Raw genomic sequence first — 19,616 nt, forward strand, 5'->3', positions numbered from 1 at the left:
GGGCGCAACTGCGCCCCGAAAGATGAAGTTAAACAATCTGCAGCGTGCCCTGACGGAACTTACGCTGGTAAACCACGGTAGTGAGCGCCATGGGGACGATAATCGCCACCGCCATCGCCAGGGCAAACACCTGCCAGAATGCGGGCTGGATGGAGAGGATGCCCGGCAGGCCGCCGACGCCAATTCCGTTCGCCATCACGCCGTTCAGGCCGCACAGCAGGCCCGCCAGGCCGGAGCCGATCATCGCGCAGAGCATCGGGAAGCGGTATTTCAGGTTAATACCGTACATCGCCGGTTCGGTCACGCCGAGGTAGGCGGAGATGGCCGCCGGAACGGAGATCTCACGCTCGTTGTGCTTACGGCTGACGATGATGATGCCGGTCACCGCAGAGGCCTGCGCAATGTTAGACAGGGCTATAATCGGCCAGACCGGGGTACCGCCGAGGCTCTGGATCATCTGCATATCGATGGCCAGCGTGGTCTGGTGCACGCCGGTGATCACCAGCGGGGCATACAGGAAGCCAAACAGCGCGGCACCAATCGGGGCGAAGCTGCCGGTCATCAGGTGACGCACCGCGAAGGCCACGCCGTCGCCGATCATGCGGCCAAACGGACCGATAAAGGCGTGCGCCAGGAAGACGGCAAGGATCAGCGAGCAGACCGGCACCACCACCAGGTAGAGGTAATCCGGCACGATGCGCTTCAGGCGCGTTTCAATAAAGCCCAGCGCCAGACCCGCCAGCAGGGCCGGAATGACCTGCGCCTGATAGCCCACTTTGGCGATGGTAAACAGGCCGAAGTTCCACACTTCCGGCACCTGCTGCCCAAGTAAGTAAGCGTTCATTAACTGCGGAGAGACCAGCGTGACGCCCAGCACGATACCGAGAATCGGCGTACCGCCCATCTTGCGCACCGCGGACCAGCAAATCCCCACCGGCAGATAGAAGAAGATCGCTTCGCCTATCAGCCACAGGAAGTCATAGATGGTTTTCAGCGCCGGATACATCTGCGCCAGGGTTTTACCGTCGCTCATCGGCACGTCGCCGATGACGTTACGGAAGCCTAAAATTAAGCCCCCGCTGATCAGCGCCGGCAGCAGCGGGAAGAAGATCTCCGCGAAGTGGGAGATCAGCTGCTCGTGCCACTTCATATTCTGGCGCGCGGCCTTCTTCGCCTGCTCTTTATCGGCGGAAGAGTGCCCGGTTGTCGCCAGCAGAGCCTGATAGTAATCGCCCACTTCGGTACCAATAACCACCTGGAACTGCCCGGCGTTGGTGAAGCAGCCTTTAACCATGGAAAGCTCTTCAATCGCCTTCGGATCGGCTTTGGCCGGATCGTTCAGCACGAAGCGCAGGCGGGTAATGCAATGACTGACGGTGGCGATGTTTCCGCGGCCGCCGACCAGGACGATCAGCCGATCGATATCTGCTTGTTTGACTTTACTCATCATGAAACCTCATGACAGATGTTGAGGGGGGTAATGACCTGAGCGCAAGCCTACTCCTTCAGCGTGACGGCGAAAATGGGAACGTTCCCGAAATCGGGCGAAGATCACAATAAACAATTCAGAGGGGTTATGAGAGGCGGGCTGGAATCACGATCTGGCGCGGCTCGCTCCGCCCGTTGATCTGCTCGATCAGCTGCGCGGCGGCCTGTCTGCCGGACTCGGCGTAGCCCGGGTCAACGGTGATGATCTCCGGGTGCAGGAACTTCATTAGCGGCGTGCTGCCGACGCTCGCCACCTGCAGGCTATCGACGCGTTGCTCCTGCAGATATTTGCTGGCACCCAGCGCAAGGGTATCCGTGGCGCACACCAGCGCGGTGGTCTGCGGCGTCAGGACGCTGGCGACCTGCTCGTAGCCCTGCTTCATGCCCAGCCCCGGCAGGGAGGCCACGGCAGGGAGATTGTGCTTTTTGCAAAAGGCCAGATAGGCCTCGTGGCGGCGCTTGCCGGTGGTCACGTCCGCGTGCGGCACGCCCAGATAGCTGATGTGGCGGTGGCCTTCTTCGTACAGGCGCTGCATCAGGGTGATAATCGCCCCCTCATCGTCATAACAGACGGAGGCAAAACCGTGAGCATCGCGCGCCAGCAGCACCAGAGACGGCTGCCAGTGTTTCAGCATCTCCTCGTCAATGCCGGTAAAACCAAACAGCACCACGCCGTCAATGTTGCGCCGCTGGAGCATGCCGAGATGTTCTTCCACCAGCTGTGGCGAGAACTGGCTCTCCATCATGATCGGGTCATAGCCCTGCTCGTAGAAGGCAGGCAGCATGGTCTGTACGGCAAGGTTCTCTGAGAGTGAATCCAGACGCGAAACAATGATCGCAACCACTTTATCGCTCTGCCCGCGCATGGCGCGCGCGGAGCGGGAAGGGGAAAAACCGTGCTGATTCATGACCGCCTCAACGCGTTCGCGGGTGCGTTCGCTGACGCCGCTTTCGTTGTTCAGCACGCGCGACACGGTGGATTTCCCCACGCCGCTTAAACGCGCGATGTCTTTAATCGTAAGGCGGTTCTGCATGCTGTTTTCCCTGTAACAACGACAAAATGGTCAATTGAGCCTAATGCTATAGCGCGATTTCGCTATGGGCAAAGTCTGGTTTACGTACTGTTTATTTGCAGGCGCGTATAATACCGCCCGAATCGCCACAAAGGGTACGCTTAAATCCTTATACTGCGCGGCAACACCCTGTTTTTTTACTTACCGGAGGCTTTATGGATCCCGATCCCACACCTCTCCTGAACGGGAGAACACGTTCTTTCCGGTAAGCCAGCTTTTTGCTGTCTCACCGGTATGTGAGGCAGCAACGTCCTAAACGTTCCTGCTTGAAAAATTGAGTGCCTGACAGGTACGGCCTTGCCACGCCTGAAGGGAATGCTGCGTCCGCCTGGCGGATGCGGAGGAATGTCTATGTTTAAAAATATCACCCGGCAACTGCAGGCGCTGCTGAGCCGCCACCTGCCACACCGTCTTGTTCAGCGCGACCCGCTGCCCAATGCCAAAAACATGGCGGGGGCGGCGATCCCCGCGTCACTGACCGAACGCTGCCTGAACGTGGCGGCGATGGATGAAAACGAAGTCTGGCGCGCCTTTGGCGGTCACCCGGAAGGGCTGAACGCGTCTGAAGTGGAAAAAATCCGCGCCGTGCACGGCGATAACCAGATCCCGGCGCAGAAGCCCTCTCCGTGGTGGGTGCACCTGTGGCTCTGCTACCGCAACCCGTTCAACCTGCTGCTGACCGTGCTCGGCATTATCTCTTACGCGACGGAAGATCAGTTCGCCGCGGGCGTGATTGCCCTGATGGTGGGCATCTCCACGCTGCTGAACTTCATTCAGGAAGCCCGCTCCACCAAAGCGGCGGACGCCCTGAAGGCAATGGTCAGCAACACCGCGACCGTCTCGCGCGTGATTAACGATCTCGGCGAAAACGCCTGGGTAGAGCTGCCTATTGACCAGCTGGTACCGGGCGACCTGGTGAAGCTGGCGGCGGGAGACATGATCCCGGCGGATTTACGCATTATCCAGGCGCGGGATCTGTTCGTGGCGCAGGCCTCCCTGACCGGGGAATCCCTGCCCGTCGAGAAGGTATCGCGCAGCCGCGACCCGCAGCAGATGAACCCGCTCGAGTGCGACACCCTGTGCTTTATGGGCACCACGGTCGTCAGCGGCACCGCGCAGGCGATTGTTACCGCCACCGGGGGCAACACCTGGTTTGGACAGCTTGCCGGGCGCGTCAGCGAGCAGGAGAGCGAGCCGAACGCCTTCCAGAAAGGGATTGGCCGCGTCAGCATGCTGCTGATCCGCTTTATGATGGTGATGACGCCAATCGTGCTGCTGATCAACGGCTACACCAAGGGCGACTGGTGGGAGGCGGCGCTGTTTGCGCTCTCCGTCGCTGTCGGCCTGACGCCGGAAATGCTGCCGATGATTGTCACCTCCACGCTGGCGCGCGGGGCGGTGAAGCTCTCTAAACAGAAAGTGATCGTCAAGCACCTCGACGCCATCCAGAACTTTGGCGCGATGGACATCCTCTGCACCGACAAAACCGGCACCCTGACGCAGGATAAAATCGTGCTGGAGAACCACACCGACATCGCCGGTAAAACCAGCGAGCGCGTGCTCTACAGCGCGTGGCTGAACAGCCACTACCAGACCGGGCTGAAAAACCTGCTCGACGTGGCGGTGCTGGAAGGCGTGGACGAGGAGGCCGCCCGCACGCTCTCCGACCGCTGGCAGAAGGTGGACGAAATCCCGTTCGACTTTGAGCGCCGCCGCATGTCGGTGGTGGTGAGCGAGCAGCCGGACGTGCACCAGCTGATCTGCAAAGGCGCGCTGCAGGAGATCCTGAACGTCTCCACGCAGGTGCGCTATAACGGTGAGATCGTCCCGCTGGATGGGACCATGCTGCGCCGCATCAAGCGCGTCACCGACAACCTGAACCGTCAGGGGCTGCGCGTGGTGGCGGTGGCGAGCAAGTTTCTGCCCGCGCGCGAGGGGGACTATCAGCGTATCGACGAATCCGATCTGATCCTTGAGGGTTACATCGCATTCCTCGATCCGCCGAAAGAGACCACCGCGCCGGCGCTGAAGGCGCTGAAGGCGAGCGGTATTACCGTCAAAATTCTCACCGGCGACAGCGAGCTGGTGGCCGCCAAAGTGTGTCACGAAGTGGGGCTGGACGCGGGCGACGTGGTGGTGGGGAGCGACATTGAGCACCTCACCGACGACGAACTGGCGCAGCTTGCCCAGCGCACGACGCTGTTTGCCCGCCTGACGCCGATGCACAAAGAGCGCATCGTCACCCTGCTGCGTCGCGAAGGGCACGTGGTCGGCTTTATGGGGGACGGCATCAACGACGCGCCCGCGCTGCGTGCGGCAGATATCGGAATCTCAGTGGACGGCGCGGTGGATATCGCCCGTGAAGCGGCGGATATCATCCTGCTGGAAAAGAGCCTGATGGTGCTGGAGGAGGGCGTCATCGAAGGGCGCCGCACCTTCGCCAACATGCTTAAGTACATCAAAATGACCGCCAGCTCCAACTTCGGTAACGTCTTCAGCGTGCTGGTGGCGAGCGCCTTCCTGCCGTTCCTGCCGATGCTGCCGCTGCATCTGCTGATCCAGAACCTGATGTACGACGTGTCTCAGGTGGCGATTCCGTTTGATAACGTGGACGACGAGCAGATCCAGAAGCCGCAGCGCTGGAACCCCGCCGATCTGGGGCGCTTCATGCTGTTCTTTGGGCCGATCAGCTCTATCTTCGACATCCTGACCTTCTGCCTGATGTGGTTTGTGTTCCACGCCAACACCCCGGAACACCAGACGCTGTTCCAGTCCGGCTGGTTCGTGGTAGGCCTGCTGTCGCAGACGCTGATTGTGCATATGATCCGCACGCGCCGCATTCCGTTCATCCAGAGCCGCGCCGCCTGGCCGCTGATTGTGATGACGGGCATTGTGATGGCGCTGGGCATCGCGCTGCCGTTCTCACCGCTGGCAGGTTATCTGCAGCTGCAGGCGCTGCCGCTGAGCTACTTCCCGTGGCTGGTGGCGATCCTCGCGGGCTACATGGTGCTGACGCAGATGGTAAAAGGCATTTATGCGCGTCGGTATGGTTGGCAGTGAGTTTTTCACCCTCTCTCCTTTGGGGAGAGGGTGGGGGGAGGGGGCCTGGCTTTCCTCTCAAATTCAACAACCTGTGATCTCCGTCGGCGCATTCGCTTGACGACAATTTGAGCGCATGTTAACAGAATGTTTTGCCTTTATACCCTAAATAATTCGAGTTGCATGAAGGCGGCAAGGGAGTGAATCCCCGGGAGCTTACATAAGTAAGTGACCGGGGTGAACGAGTGCAGCCAACGCACAGGCAACTTGAAGTATGACGGGTATATTTTGCCCGTCAGATAAGGAACATTCATGTTACGGTACAGTCTCTTAACCGCCGGGCTGATGCTCGGCGCTTCTGCCTTTGCCGCCCCGGCAGGCGATCTCCCCTTAATGCCCTGGCCCGCGAAGGTTGAACGACCGACAACCCAGGGCGCGCTGGTGCTCAGCAACAACGTATCCATTAGCGTCAGCGGGGACGATCTCGGTGAGGCCGTCAACCGCCTGCGCCAGCGCATCGCCCTGCAAACTGGCTGGACGCTTCAGCCGCAGGCCGACAAGCCTGAAAAGCCGACCATCCGCATCGCCATCGCTAAAAAGGTGAAGCCGCAGCCGCTGCCGGACAGCGATGAAAGCTACAAGCTCACGGTGGATGCCAACGGCGTAAATATCTCCGCCAACACCCGCTTTGGCGCGCTGCGCGGCATGGAAACCCTGCTCCAGCTGATGCAGAACGGCGCGGAAAACACCTCGCTGCCGTGGGTCACCATTGAAGATTCCCCGCGCTTCCCGTGGCGCGGGCTGCTGCTCGACTCGGCGCGCCACTTTATCCCGTTGCCGGATATCAAACGTCAGATCGACGGCATGGCCGCGGCAAAGCTCAACGTCCTGCACTGGCACCTGACCGACGATCAGGGCTGGCGCTTCAGCTCGAAGCGCTACCCTAAGCTGACGCAGCTCGCCAGCGACGGGCTGTTCTACACGCCTGAACAGATGCGCGAGGTGGTGCGTTACGCCACCGAGCGCGGTATTCGCGTGGTGCCGGAGATCGACATGCCGGGCCACGCCTCGGCAATTGCCGTGGCCTACCCGGAGCTGATGAGCGCGCCGGGGCCGTACGGCATGGAGCGCAGCTGGGGCGTGCTGAAGCCGGTGCTTGATCCGACAAAAGAGGCAACCTACGCCTTTGCTGACGCGATGGTCAGCGAACTGGCGGCGATCTTCCCGGATCCGTATCTGCATATCGGCGGCGATGAGGTGGACGACAGCCAGTGGAAAGCGAACCCGGCGATCCAGAACTTCATGCGCGACAACAGGCTGGCGGACAGCCACGCGCTGCAGGCGTATTTCAACCGCAAGCTGGAGACGATCCTTGAGAAGCACCACCGGCAGATGGTCGGCTGGGACGAGATCTACCATCCCGACCTGCCGAAAAGCATCCTGATCCAGTCCTGGCAGGGGCAGGACGCGCTGGGGCAGGTGGCGCAGAACGGCTACAAAGGCATTCTCTCGACGGGCTTCTATCTCGACCAGCCTCAGTCCACCGCCTATCACTACCGCAATGAAATCGTGCCGCAGGGCTTAAACGGCGTGGATGTAATAGCGGACACCGACAGCGCCCAGAGCTGGACCTTCTCCATGCCGCGCCTGAAGGGCAAGCCGGTAGAGGGGAGCTTTACGCTGGTAAAAGGGGATGCCGGCTGGCGCGGATTTATTGATTTTGCCGGGAAATCCCGCCGCGCGGTGGAAAATATACAGTGGCGCGACGACAACCAGGTCACCTTCACCGTCGACACCTGGATGGGCGAAACGCGCCCGGTGGTCAACGTTGATAACGACAAACTCACCGGCTATTTCCTGGTGGGGAACACCCGCTATCCGATTAGCGGCGCGCCTCTGGACGACGTGCCGAAAGGCACCCCTCCGGTCGTGCCGGACGTGGCGAATCAGGCCAACCTGCTCGGCGGCGAAGCCGCGCTGTGGGCGGAAAACGTGTTCGCGCCGGTGCTGGATATCCGCCTGTGGCCGCGCGCCTTTGCGGTGGCGGAGCGGCTGTGGTCCGCGCAGGACGTTAACGATGTCGATAACATGTATACCCGCCTGCAGGCGATGGACAGCTGGTCGACGGTGTCCGTTGGGCTACAGCAGCATACCCAGCAGCAGGTGCAGTTCACGCGCCTCGCGAACAGCGCCGACACCCTGCCGCTGCAAATTCTCGCCCAGGCGCTTGAGCCGGCCCAGTATTACACCCGCCAGCACCTGAAGTTCCAGGCCGGAAACTACCATCAGTTTGAGCCGCTTAACCGCCTTGCGGATGCGCTGAACGCCGAAAGCGCATCCGTGCGCCAGATGCAAAAATGGGCCGATCGTCTGGTGAGCGACGCGGAAGACACGGAAAGCGCCGACGCCCTGCGCCACGTCTTTAACCGCTGGCAGAGCAACACCAGCGACGCGCTGGCGCTAAGCGGAAACAGCTATCAGCTGAAGGCCATTAAACCGGTGATTCAGGAAGTCGACAAGCTTTCGTCGATTGGCCTGCGGCTCACCGACCTGGTGGCGCGTCAGGGCACGCTGGATGACAAAGAGATCGCCTCGATCCAGAGCGAGCTGGATAACGCGGCGAAGGTGCAGGACGAGGTGGTGATTGCGGCGGTGTATCCGCTGGAGACGCTGCTGAGGGCGACGCGGAATCAGTAGCCCCTCACCTTAACCCTTTCCCCAAAGGGGAGAGGGAACCGATCGAGCCCCTCGCCCCTATGGGGAGAGGGGGTGGGGTGAGGGGACTAGTTCTTCAACACCCACGCCTCTTTCCAGTGTGCGCCAACGCCCGGCTCAAACTGGGTTGCAAACTGGCTCCACTGCACGCAGTAGCCGCTGTACGGGAAAGGCTTACACTCGTAGGTCTTACCGTCTTTGGGCTGTAGCACCACGGTGCCCGCTTTGTACGACGCGATGCTGTCCGGGAAGATATAGTCATGCTGACCGGTGCCGTCTGCGGCGGCATCGCCTTCCAGCATCAGGTTCAGCACGTCCTGGGCGAACAGCGTGCCGTCTTTATTGGTCGCGTAGTATTTCAGCATGTGGTGGCCCGGCGTCACGTCATTCAGGGTCATGGTCACGTCCTGGTTGGCGTTGTTCATGTCCTGCTTCAGGTAGCCTTTTTCCGCACCGCTGTGGTTCATCACGTGCGCTTCAAGGTTCACGTCGCCTTTGGTGTTCACGTGGAAGGTGACGGTTGCCTTGCCGTTCTCGATTTTGCCGTACTGCAGGTTAGAAACGGCAATAGTTTCATGCACTTCCGCTTTCTGCTCTTCGTATGAGATCGCAACGGACCGCAGGGCGCTGCCGTCTTTGACGAAGACGCTGTTTGCCCCGTGGATCGGGCTGATTTCACCCGCTTCATCCTTCACGCCGACGCGGACGTCGCTGTGCGCGGCGTTGATCTTCTGCGCCAGATCGTATGACCACTGGTTCGCATCCCCCTGGGCAGCAGAACTAATGGTCATCTCGGTGCGCATGGCGGCAACTTCGCCGTTGGCATCGAAGAATCGCGCGATGACTTTATCGCCTGCGTTCAGGTTATTCCCGGCAATTTGCCCGCTCAGCGTTTTGCTCCACTCGGACACCACCGCAGGCGTGTCGTCCGGGGTTACGTTGCCGCCGTTACCGAAATCAACGTCAATGGCCTGATAGAAACTGTTTGCGGTATCCGCAATTTCCCACACGCCATAAATTACCTGGTAGCCCGTACGCTCGGGCACGTTACAGGTCATGGATTTTGTCATCGCCGGTGCCTGACCGTTCCCGTTAATGGTACAGAACGGGGTTAATTCAAACTGGTCGCGGGTCAGGGGCTTATTTGGGTCCCAGTTTTGTTTTGTGATGTAATAACGCCAGTTGGTGGTTTTATGCGGCGCGGTATGGTGCCAGACAAATTCATGCGGGCCTGCCGTCATGGGGCTTTTGGACCAGGCGTTCAGGCTCTGCTTATCAAGCTGGGAGTAGTTGGCAATGCCGGCGCTGGCAAGCTGGCCGTCAGGGGGCATTGCGCCGGTCGGGAATCCGGAAGCTTTTTCTACGCTCTGCGGTTCGTACTGAACGGAGCCGCAGTCAATATTCTGGCCGAGCTTACACATATAAGCGCGGCTGGCGGGTGATTCAATATATCCGTGTGCAAACGCTGAAGACGCAGCCGTTAATGTGGCAACGGCCAGCGCAATTTTAGAGAGTTTCATTCTTCGTCCATTAATTAGAATATAACAAGGCAGCGTCAGTCTATTAATGGAGTGGGGGAAGCGTCATTTCCTGAAGAGAGTAAAAATGGTCGAAATAAAAAAGGCAGCCTCAGCTGCCCTCTGTAAATTGAAATGAATTAACGACGTACGGCAATCGCTTCAATTTCAATTTTCACGTCTTTTGGCAGACGAGCCACTTCAACACAGGAGCGCGCCGGGAAGGAGGCATTGTGCTCGGTGAAGAAGGCTTCGTAAGTGGCGTTAACGGTCGCGAAGTCATTCAGATCTTTCACGAAAACGGTCGTTTTCACGATATCGCCCACTTTCAGACCGGCAGATTCAACGATCGCCTGCACGTTTTCCAGCGACTGGCGCGCCTGCGCCGCTACGTCGGCTGGCACTTCACCGGTTTTTGGGTTCACCGGGATCTGGCCAGAGGTGATGATCATGCTGCCCAGATCGACGCCCTGAACGTAAGGGCCGATAGCCGCTGGTGCACTTTCCGTCGCGAGTACTTTGGTCATGATTTCTCCAGAATAACAGCTGATTAAATGTTCCCGGCCATTATAGGGAGGCCGGGATCCTTTACCAACCTCAATTAGTTGGCCAGCACCACATAATGAGAAAACTCTTTTTCGCAGTATTTGCATTTGAGCGCGATGTCATCGGCGCGTTTTTTCACTGCAAAACTGGAGGAAACCGGCTCAGCATGACTGATGCAGTTGCTGTTCGGGCAGACCAGCACGCTTTCGATGCGATCCGGCAGGCTCGGGCGAGATTTACCCACCACGTCGTAATCGTCGATGCGGTTAACGGTGGCCTCCGGCGCGTACAGCGACAGCTGGTTGACCTGCTCGTCGGTCAGGAAGGTATTCTCGATCTTGATCAGATCTTTGCGTCCCATTTCGCCCGACGGCAGGTTCAGGCCGATGGTGATGCGCTGGTCGGTTTCGGTCAATTTGAACAGCGTCAGCAGCTTAAAGCCGACCTGCGCAGGGATGTGGTCAATCACGGTGCCACGCTTGATGGCTTCAACCTGGAGTTTGTTATCGTGTGTCATTGTCGTTTCCCCTTACAGTGCCAATTCGCGATTCAGAACCAGTGCCAGTAACGCCTGGCGGGCGAAGATGCCGTTTCCGGCCTGCTGGAAGTACCAGGCGTGCGGCGTTTTGTCCACGTCGGTTGCGATCTCATCGATGCGCGGCAGCGGGTGCAGGACCTTCATGTTGTCGCGCGCGCCCTCGAGGTCGCTGGCGCGCAGGACAAACTGCGCCTTCACGTTGGCGTACTCGGACGGGTCCAGACGCTCCTTCTGCACGCGGGTCATGTAGAGAATATCCACGTTGCCCACCACCTCTTCGATGCTGGCGTGCAGGCTCCACTGAATGCCTTTCTCATCCAGCATGTCGAGAATGTACTGCGGCATCGCCAGCGCGTCCGGGGCGATGAAGAAGAAGCGGTTGCCGTTAAACTTCGCCAGCGCCTGGGTCAGGGAGTGGACGGTGCGGCCGTACTTCAGGTCGCCGACCATGGCGATGTTCAGGTTCTCAAGCGTGCCCTGGGTCTCCTGAATGGTGAACAGATCCAGCAGGGTCTGCGTCGGATGCTGGTTAGCACCGTCCCCGGCGTTCAGCACCGGAACGCCGCCGGAAAACTCGGTCGCCAGACGCGCCGCGCCCTCCTGCGGGTGGCGCATCACAATCGCGTCCACGTAGGTGCCGATCACTGAAATGGTATCCGCCAGGGTCTCGCCTTTTTTGCCCAGCGACGTGTTGCTGCTGTCCGAGAAGCCTACCACGCTCGCGCCCAGGCGGTGCATGGAGGTTTCAAAGGAGAGGCGCGTGCGGGTCGAGGCCTCAAAGAAGCAGCTCGCAATCACCTTGTGCTTCAGCAGCTCCGGTTGCGGATTGGCCTTCAGTTTTGCCGCGGTTTCCAGAACCAGTTCCAGCTCTTCGCGGCTGAGGTCGTTTATGGAAATGATGTGTTTTTGATAAAGCGGATTCATGTTTATCTCCTGACGCCGGGCAAAAAAAAGCCCCTCAAATGAGGGGCTCTGGGAATAGGTTTAGCAACGGGAAGAAAAACGGCAGGCCAGCGTCTGATTTCAGACGCGGTAAGACGTTATGTCGTACACGCTTGACCATGCTTCCTCCCGGCAAATTGTCGGGCATTATACGCAGCTCGCTTTGCGGATCAAGCGATTTAATGCACGCTTTACTCAATGCAAACGGTTCTTTATGAATATTAATGCGTTCTGAGTAAATAATTAATTTGCTTATGCACCAGGGCGGTGCGCTTTACGACCCGAGGGGCGACCCAGACAATACTGCTTCCGGCCACCACGCCTAAAATTTCCGGTAACTGGTGATAATCCAGAATACGCGCCACCGCGCGGCCATATCCGGCGACGGTATGGATAAGGATAAATTCGCTATTATGCTCCACGCTCACCACCATTTCGGAGACGGTGCGCGCGGCGTCGGGGGCAGGGCGCAGCTGGGGATTCAGCGAATAAATCTTTAGCCCTTTGGCATTTCGAATTTTTATGACACCGAGCAGCTTGAGCAGACGTGAAACGGTGGACTGGCTGATGGTCTCAAAACCCCGCTCCTGCAGGTCGCGGCGGATCTCCTCCTGAGAGAGATAGCTCTTTTCCGCGATCAGACGCTGGCAGACCGTTAGCTGTAGTTGCTCTTTGGGAGAGTACTCTTCGTAATCCATCATAGTTCCCATATCAGTTCCCGAAATAACCGGTGGCACTGCACCGATCCGTAGGCCGGATAAGCGCAGCGCCATCCGGCAAATCACAACACGGCGCCCAGGCTTAACGCCACCATAATCACCACCGTTAATATCCCCAGCAGCGGCGCCACCCATTTCAGATAACGCACGTAGGGCACGCGGGCGATAGCCAGCCCGCCCATCACAACGGCAGAGGTGGGAGTAACAAGGTTAACGATGCCGGACGCCGACTGGTAAGCCGTAACCACCAGGTCGCGGTTGACGTTAGCGAAATCGGCAAGCGGCGCCATGATCGGCATCGTCAGAACGGCCAGGCCGGACGAAGATGGCACAAGAAACGACAGCACCACCTCCAGCCAGTACATCACGTTGATAAACGCCACCGTCGACAACCCGGTGACCATCCCCTCGGCGCTGTGCAAAATGGTGTGGGTAATCATGCCCTTATCCATGATCACTACGATACCGCGCGCGATGCCGATAATCAGCGCGACGCCCAGCAAATCTCGCGCGCCGTTGATAAAGGTTGAGGTCAGCTCCTCTTCGCTCATCCGCGCAATCAGCCCGACGATAATGGCGCTGGCGAGGAACACCGCCGAGATCTCCGCCATCCACCAGCCCAGCACCGCCACGCCGTAGATCATCACCGCGAAGGCGAGGGCGAAAATCACCAGGATAATTTTGCGCACCGGGGTAAATTCCAGCGACTGTTCGCCCTTGTTGCCGAGGAAGTGGGCGAGGTTCTCCTCCTGCTTATCCGCCACGATCGACAGCGACGGATCCTTGCGCACCTTGCGGGCGTAGCGCATCACCCAGGCCACGCAGATGATCCAGCCGATGACCAGCAGCGCGATGCGCAGCATGATGCCGTTGGTGAACGGGATCCCGGCGGCGTTGGCGGCGATCACCGTGGCGAACGGGTTAATAGTCGAGCCGAGGGTGCCGATCCCCGCCCCGAGCAGCACGGTAGAAGCCGCAACGACCGGATCGAACCGCGCCGCCAGCATCACCGGCACCAGCAGGGTGTAGAAGGGCAGCGACTCTTCGGCCATGCCGTAAATCGTGCCGCCTGCGGCAAACAGCGCCATCAGGATCGGGATCATCCACTCTTCGCGCCCGCGCAGCTTAGTGGTGACGCGTTCGATCCCGGCGTCAATCGCTCCGGTTTTGGTGACGATCCCGAGGAATCCCCCGATGATCAGGATAAACAGCGCGACGTCGATCGCCCCGGCCTGGCCGGATTCCGGATCGTACAGCCCGGCAATCGGCGCCATCAGCACCGACACCAGCCCCTGCGGATGCGCCGCCACGTGCGCGTAGGTGCCGGCAACCGGCACGTCCTTGCCGAGCGCCTCGTTCATCGCCATATGGTACTGCCCGGCCGGAACAATCCACGTCAGCACGGCGACCACGGCAATCAGAAAAAAGAGAATGGTGTAAGCGGAGGGAAACTTGAACTTGCCCATGATGTTCTCCTGAAACCCGGCGCACCCGCGGCGCGCCGGGCGGTGATTAGTCGCCGAGTGTCGCCACCATGACCGCTTTAATGGTGTGCATGCGGTTCTCTGCTTCGTCGAAGACGATTGAATTCGGTGATTCAAAGACCTCTTCCGTCACTTCCAGCCCCTTCAGGCCGTACGCCATTTCGATCTCGCGGCCCACTTTGGTGTGTTCGTTGTGGAACGCGGGCAGGCAGTGCATAAACTTGACGTTCGGGTTGCCGGTGGCCTTCATCACGTCCGCGTTAATCTGATACGGCTTCATCAGGCTGACGCGCTCGGCCCAGGCCTCCTTCGGCTCGCCCATGGAGACCCACACGTCGGTGTAGAGGAAATCGGCCCCCTGCACGCCTTCTTCCACGTCGTCGGTGAGGGTGATGCGCGCGCCCGTCTCTTTGGCGATGGCGCGGCACTGCTCAACCAGCCCGGCCTCCGGCCAGAAGGATTTCGGCGCCACGAGGCGGATATCCATCCCCATCTTGGCCGCGCCGACCATCAGGGAGTTGCCCATGTTGTTGCGCGCGTCGCCGAGGTAGGCAAAGCTGAGCTCCGGCAGGGTTTTGCCCGGCGCGTGCTCCAGCATGGTCATCAGATCGGCGAGAATTTGGGTGGGGTGGAACTCGTCGGTCAGGCCGTTCCACACCGGCACGCCCGCGTACTCGCCCAGCTCCTCAACGATGGCCTGGCCGTAGCCGCGATATTCGATGCCGTCATACATGCGGCCCAGCACGCGGGCGGTGTCCTTCATCGACTCTTTGTGGCCGATCTGCGAGCCGCTTGGGCCAAGGTAGGTCACCTGCGCGCCCTGGTCGAACGCGCCCACCTCGAAGGCGCAGCGGGTGCGGGTGGAGGTTTTTTCAAAGATCAGGGCGATATTTTTCCCGACCAGAGTTTGCTTTTCGCGCCCGGCTTTTTTGGCGGCCTTTAGCTCGATGGCGAGGTCGATCAGGTACTGGATCTCCGCCGGGGTGTAGTCCAGCAGTTTCAGGAAGTTGCGGTTTTTCAGGTTGATGGTCATGGGGGAATCCTTTTTAAATTGTTAGCTGTCTGGTGCCCTCACCCCGGCCCTCTCCCACGGGGAGAGGGAGAGTCGGGTGAGGGGGAAGTTATTCAGTTACGAATCAACGTGCCTTTCTCGCCCGCCAGGATCTCCGCGCCGTCATTCAGCGCGCCGATCCCGGCAATGCCGCCGCAGGCCTCAACAAACTCGCGGCAGGCGGCCACTTTCGGCCCCATCGATCCGGCATCGAACTGCATGCCTCTGAGCAGCTCTGGCGTCACCTGCGCCAGCGGGCGCTGGGTCGGCTTGCCCCAGTCGAGGTACACCGCGTCGGCATCGGTCAGGATCAGCAGGGCGTCGGCCTCGATCTGGCGCGCCAGCAGGGCGGCGGAGAGGTCTTTGTCGATCACCGCCTCAATACCGCGATAGCCGTTGGCGTTCTCAACTACCGGCACGCCGCCGCCGCCGTTGCAGATCACCAGGTGGTCGCGCTGGATCAGCGCCGTGATGGCGTCGCTCTCGACGATGCGCTTCGGCTGCGGCGACGGCACCACGCGGCGGAAATAGCTCCCGTCAGCCTTGAACACCCAGCCTTTTTCCGCGGCCAGCGTTTTTGCCTGCGCTTCGCTATAGACCGGGCCGATGTACTTGGTCGGGTTGCTGAAAGCCGGGTCGGCCGCGTCCACTTCCACCTGGGTGAGCAGGACGCTCACCTCGCGCTGGGGCAGGCTGTTTTTCAGCGCCTGCTGGAGCATGTAGCCGATCATTCCCTGGCTTTCGGCACCGAGAACGTCCAGCGGGTAGGGGGTGACTTTGTCGTAGGCGCTGTTCTGCAGCGCCAGCAGCCCGACCTGCGGCCCGTTGCCGTGCACCAGCACCACGCGCCACTGCGCCGTCAGCCCGGCGATGGTGTGGGCGGCCTGCTCGATGTTCTGGCGCTGGATCTCCGCTTCCAGCGGCTCGCCGCGCTTGAGCAGCGCGTTGCCGCCCAGGGCCACAACCAGAGTGGGTTTTCGTTCCATGATGGCTCCTTTAAATTCCGTCGCGTTCCAGCGGACAGCTCATGCAGCGCGCGCCGCCGCGGCCGCGTCCGAGCTCATCACCGGGGATGGGCAGCACGGTGATGCCCGCTTTGTCGTACTTCTCGTTGGTCCAGACGTTGCGCTCGTAGCCAATCACCACGCCCGGGCGGATGGTCAGGACGTTGTTGGCGTCGTTCCACTGCTCGCGTTCGGCTTCAAAGGCGTCGCCGCCGGTGGTGATCAGGCGCACCTGGTTAATGCCGAGCGCTTTCTCGATGGCGTGCAGCAGGTCGGTTTCCTGCGTGCGCAGCAGGCCGCCGCGTCCGTCCGGGGTGAGCGTCCAGCACTGGGCGTCTTTGCGCACCACTTCCGGATAGACGGAGAAGGTGTCCACGTCGATGTGGGTCATGACGGTGTCGAGGTGCATACAGGAGCGGTGTTTGGGCAGCTCAACGGCAATCACGCGCTCGGCCTGGCGGTGTTTGAACAGGCTGTTGGCGAGGAACTCCACGCCCTGCGGGGTCGTGCGCTCGGACATGCCGATCAGCACCGCGCCGCGGCCAATCACCAGTACGTCGCCGCCTTCTAAGGTGGCGTGGTCGTAATTAATATTCTCGTCGCCGAAATATTTAATAAAATCGCCGTCGGCAAACGCCGGATGCCAGCGATATATTGCTCGCAGGTTATTGGTTTCACGCTGGCGGGCCGGTTTGGCCATTGGGTTAATCGAGACGCCGTTATAAATCCAGCAGGAGGTATCGCGGGTAAATAAATGGTTCGGCAGCGGCTTCATAATAAAATCATTCGCCGTGTGGGTATCGACCACCATATTTTTAATGGCTGCCGGAATTTCGCCGTAGGTTAATCCGCCGCTCAGCCTGCGCGCCAGTTCGCGGTGCGGCATATCCGCCAGCCAGCCGCGCACGTCGCCGGCAAAGGTTGGGCCGAGGCGATAGTCAGAGATTTGCGTTTCAAGAAGCCAGGATTTTGCCTCTGCAATATCAAGGGTTTGTGTCAGGAGGTCGGTCAACAGCAGGACTTCCACACCCTGCTCGCGCAGCGTGTTTGCGAAGATGTCATGCTCCTCACCCGCCCGTTCAACGGAGAGCACGTCATCAAATAACAGCTCCTGACAGTTTGACGGGGTTAAACGTTTCAGACTTAAATTTGGGCGGTGCAGCATAACGCTACGCAATTGACCAATTTCAGAACCGACGTAATGCTTTTCCATAATTATTCCTTTAACTTTTTTCAGAATAAAAAGGGCATGCGCCATGCGTTGTGTTTAATTACATGGCGGCTAAGCTCAATTGATTTCGAGATTTATACTAGGCTGTTAAATATTCCGTAATGTGATATTGCTCACGCGAAAAAGGATATTAAAAGGTTTGTTTTCATTTGCATGATTCGCATCAGATAATGATTAATTTCATATTATTGGGAGATGAATAGCTAAGCAGGATCCGGTGGCATTATTTGAGGTTGTTATTGTTTTGTAGAATTACACATTTTGTAATTAATAGTTATCCATTTGATTTTAAACGATTAAATAAAACGAAAAGAATGACTATGCAATAATGACAATTAACTATTTTTGACTTAAGGAAAATCCATAAATAATTATGAGTTTATAACGTAAATTATCAAAGTCATAAAATGTGATACGGCAGCGGGTTTTGTGATTAAGCGCTTTATTTCAATGGGTTATGTTAGCGCCTTAGCGCGCGCGAAATGAGGTTATGCATAACCCCTGCATAATTGCCCGGGCAGGATTAACAGCGGGTTAACACCTTTCCCGATAAACATGCGCTGGCGCAAACCTCATCGAAAAAGGGCTGGTATGGCAGGCTTAACTCTCGTATAAAAGACAAAAATGAAACGTTGTTTTACATTGAGGGGTTTCTCATGATTATCGGCAACATCCACCATCTGCAGTCCTGGCTGCCTGACGCGCTGCGCCAGGCCATTGAGCACGTTAAAGCCCACGTCACCGACGCCACGCCGCTCGGCAAGCACGACATCAACGGCAACAGCCTGTTCTATCTGGTCTCGGAAGACACGACCCAGCCGTTCGCCGAGCGCCGCGCCGAGTACCACGCGCGCTATCTGGATATCCAGATCGTGATGAAGGGTCAGGAAGGGATGACCTTCAGCACCCTGCCGCACGGCACGCCGGACACCGACTGGCTGGCGGACAAAGACATCGCGTTCCTGCCGGAAGGCGAGCAGGAGAAAACCGTGGTGCTGAACGAAGGGGATTTTGTGGTGTTTTACCCGGGCGAAGTGCACAAGCCGCTGTGCGCGGTGGGAGCGCCTGCTAAGGTCAGGAAAGTGGTTGTGAAGATGCTGGTTGAGTAACTCCACACCCCTCACCCCGGCCCTCTCCCCAGAGGGGAGAGGGTGTAATCGTCCCCTCTCCCCGTGGGAGAGGGTTAGGGTGAGGGCATCAGGCCGCACCCTCTAATATGTGATCCAGCTTAAACTTCCCGCACTCCTTCTTCCCTTCCCATTTACCTCTCCTTTTTCTGCGTCATAGTATGATCGTTAAATTAATGAACACTGTTCTATAATGTAGAACAAAATGATTCAGCAAGGAGATCTCATGCCGCAGTCCGCGTTGTTCACGGGAATCATTCCCCCTGTCTCCACCATTTTTACCGCCGACGGCCAGCTTGATAAGCAGGGCACCGCCGCGCTGATCGACGATCTCATCAAAGCGGGCGTTGACGGCCTGTTCTTCCTCGGCAGCGGCGGCGAGTTCTCCCAGCTCGGCGCCGAAGAGCGTAAAACCATTGCCCGCTTTGCTATCGATCATGTCGATCGTCGGGTGCCGGTGCTGATCGGCACCGGCGGCACCAACGCGCGGGAAACTATTGAACTGAGCCAGCACGCGCAGCAGGCGGGTGCGGACGGCATCGTGGTGATTAACCCCTACTATTGGAAAGTGTCGGAAGCGAACCTGATCCGCTATTTCGAGCAGGTGGCGGACAGCGTCACGCTGCCGGTGGTGCTCTATAACTTCCCGGCGCTGACCGGGCAGGATCTGACCCCGGCGCTGGTGAAAACCCTCGCCGACTCGCGCAGCAATATTGTCGGCATCAAAGACACCATCGACTCCGTCGCCCATCTGCGCAGCATGATCCATACCGTCAAAGGTGCCCATCCGCACTTCACGGTGCTCTGCGGCTACGACGATCACCTCTTTAACACCCTGCTGCTCGGCGGCGACGGGGCGATCTCGGCCAGCGGCAATTTTGCCCCGCAGGTGTCGGTAAATCTTCTGAAAGCCTGGCGCGACGGGGACGTGGCGAAAGCGGCTGAGTATCATCAGACCCTGCTGCAAATTCCGCAGATGTATCAGCTGGATACGCCGTTTGTGAACGTGATTAAAGAGGCGATTGTGCTCTGCGGCCGCCCTGTCTCCACGCACGTGCTGCCGCCCGCCTCGCCGCTGGACGAGCCGCGCAGGGCGCAGCTGAAAACCCTGCTGCAACAGCTCAAGCTCTGCTGAGCCGGAC

16 protein-coding genes and 1 pseudogene are annotated in these 19,616 nt (G+C 59.0%); 5 read left to right on the forward strand and 12 right to left on the reverse strand.

Going from position 1 to position 19,616, the window contains the following annotated elements:
- Nucleotides 1–28: 28 nt before the first annotated feature.
- A complete protein-coding gene (gene treB, locus USG84_RS08710; protein WP_253543461.1) occupies nt 29–1,447 on the reverse strand; it encodes a PTS trehalose transporter subunit IIBC in 1,419 nt (472 codons plus the stop codon).
- Nucleotides 1,448–1,574: 127 nt separating this feature from the next.
- Entirely contained in the window at nt 1,575–2,522 is a 948-nt protein-coding gene (gene treR, locus USG84_RS08715; RefSeq protein WP_151413569.1) for a trehalose operon repressor TreR, read from the reverse strand.
- A 390-nt stretch (nt 2,523–2,912) separates the two neighbouring features.
- Between treR and mgtA the strand changes: the two genes are divergently transcribed.
- Together mgtA and USG84_RS08725 are read left to right on the forward strand one after the other, a co-directional pair.
- Nucleotides 2,913–5,621: a magnesium-translocating P-type ATPase gene (gene mgtA / locus USG84_RS08720; RefSeq protein WP_151413570.1), complete on the forward strand. Its 2,709-nt coding sequence runs from the start codon at nt 2,913–2,915 to the stop codon at nt 5,619–5,621.
- Nucleotides 5,622–5,912: 291 nt separating this feature from the next.
- Complete coding sequence (locus USG84_RS08725; RefSeq protein WP_151413571.1) at nt 5,913–8,297, forward strand: beta-N-acetylhexosaminidase; 2,385 nt, start codon at nt 5,913–5,915, stop codon at nt 8,295–8,297.
- A gap of 86 nt (nt 8,298–8,383) precedes the next feature.
- Here the strand turns inward: USG84_RS08725 and gbpA are convergent, their stop codons facing one another.
- The 5 genes from gbpA to USG84_RS08750 form a co-directional block, all read right to left on the reverse strand.
- The gene (gene gbpA, locus USG84_RS08730; RefSeq protein ID WP_151413572.1) at nt 8,384–9,835 is read right to left on the reverse strand and encodes an N-acetylglucosamine-binding protein GbpA; all 1,452 of its coding nucleotides are present in this window, start codon (nt 9,833–9,835) and stop codon (nt 8,384–8,386) included.
- A gap of 137 nt (nt 9,836–9,972) precedes the next feature.
- The gene (gene ridA / locus USG84_RS08735) at nt 9,973–10,359 is read right to left on the reverse strand and encodes a 2-iminobutanoate/2-iminopropanoate deaminase (protein WP_061099418.1); all 387 of its coding nucleotides are present in this window, start codon (nt 10,357–10,359) and stop codon (nt 9,973–9,975) included.
- Between the two features lie 74 nt (nt 10,360–10,433).
- The gene (gene pyrI / locus USG84_RS08740) at nt 10,434–10,895 is read right to left on the reverse strand and encodes an aspartate carbamoyltransferase regulatory subunit (protein WP_061099417.1); all 462 of its coding nucleotides are present in this window, start codon (nt 10,893–10,895) and stop codon (nt 10,434–10,436) included.
- A gap of 12 nt (nt 10,896–10,907) precedes the next feature.
- Complete coding sequence (gene pyrB, locus USG84_RS08745; RefSeq protein WP_061099416.1) at nt 10,908–11,840, reverse strand: aspartate carbamoyltransferase; 933 nt, start codon at nt 11,838–11,840, stop codon at nt 10,908–10,910.
- 34 nt (nt 11,841–11,874) lie between these two features.
- Complete coding sequence (locus tag USG84_RS08750) at nt 11,875–11,979, reverse strand: pyrBI operon leader peptide (protein WP_022646880.1); 105 nt, start codon at nt 11,977–11,979, stop codon at nt 11,875–11,877.
- Between USG84_RS08750 and USG84_RS08755 the strand changes: the two are divergent.
- A pseudogene (locus USG84_RS08755) lies at nt 11,959–12,076 on the forward strand (hypothetical protein). The gene USG84_RS08750 and the pseudogene USG84_RS08755 sit on opposite strands and share 21 nt — an antisense overlap.
- Nucleotides 12,077–12,079: 3 nt before the next feature.
- On the opposite strand, the gene USG84_RS08760 reads toward USG84_RS08755, so the two are convergent.
- The 5 genes from USG84_RS08760 to arcA all read right to left on the reverse strand — a co-directional run bounded on the left by USG84_RS08760 (nt 12,080) and on the right by arcA (nt 17,329).
- Complete coding sequence (locus tag USG84_RS08760) at nt 12,080–12,559, reverse strand: arginine repressor (RefSeq protein ID WP_003863366.1); 480 nt, start codon at nt 12,557–12,559, stop codon at nt 12,080–12,082.
- An 80-nt stretch (nt 12,560–12,639) separates the two neighbouring features.
- The gene (locus USG84_RS08765) at nt 12,640–14,043 is read right to left on the reverse strand and encodes a YfcC family protein (protein ID WP_151413573.1); all 1,404 of its coding nucleotides are present in this window, start codon (nt 14,041–14,043) and stop codon (nt 12,640–12,642) included.
- A gap of 46 nt (nt 14,044–14,089) precedes the next feature.
- Entirely contained in the window at nt 14,090–15,094 is a 1,005-nt protein-coding gene (gene argF / locus USG84_RS08770; protein ID WP_151413574.1) for an ornithine carbamoyltransferase, read from the reverse strand.
- Nucleotides 15,095–15,186: 92 nt separating this feature from the next.
- On the reverse strand, nt 15,187–16,098 hold the full coding sequence (arcC, locus tag USG84_RS08775; RefSeq protein WP_253540475.1) for a carbamate kinase: 912 nt from the start codon (nt 16,096–16,098) through the stop codon (nt 15,187–15,189).
- Between the two features lie 10 nt (nt 16,099–16,108).
- Nucleotides 16,109–17,329: an arginine deiminase gene (gene arcA, locus USG84_RS08780; protein ID WP_061099412.1), complete on the reverse strand. Its 1,221-nt coding sequence runs from the start codon at nt 17,327–17,329 to the stop codon at nt 16,109–16,111.
- A 674-nt stretch (nt 17,330–18,003) separates the two neighbouring features.
- On the opposite strand from arcA, the gene USG84_RS08785 reads away from it, so the two are divergent.
- Nucleotides 18,004–18,456, forward strand: coding sequence for a YhcH/YjgK/YiaL family protein (locus USG84_RS08785; RefSeq protein WP_253540476.1), 453 nt, complete (start codon nt 18,004–18,006; stop codon nt 18,454–18,456).
- Nucleotides 18,457–18,700: 244 nt separating this feature from the next.
- Complete coding sequence (gene yagE / locus USG84_RS08790) at nt 18,701–19,609, forward strand: 2-keto-3-deoxygluconate aldolase (protein ID WP_253540477.1); 909 nt, start codon at nt 18,701–18,703, stop codon at nt 19,607–19,609.
- Nucleotides 19,610–19,616: the final 7 nt, after the last annotated feature.

It is taken from the genome of Enterobacter sp. 168J2 (genome assembly GCF_034107265.1).
GTDB classification, from domain to species: Bacteria; Pseudomonadota; Gammaproteobacteria; order Enterobacterales; family Enterobacteriaceae; genus Enterobacter; species Enterobacter nematophilus.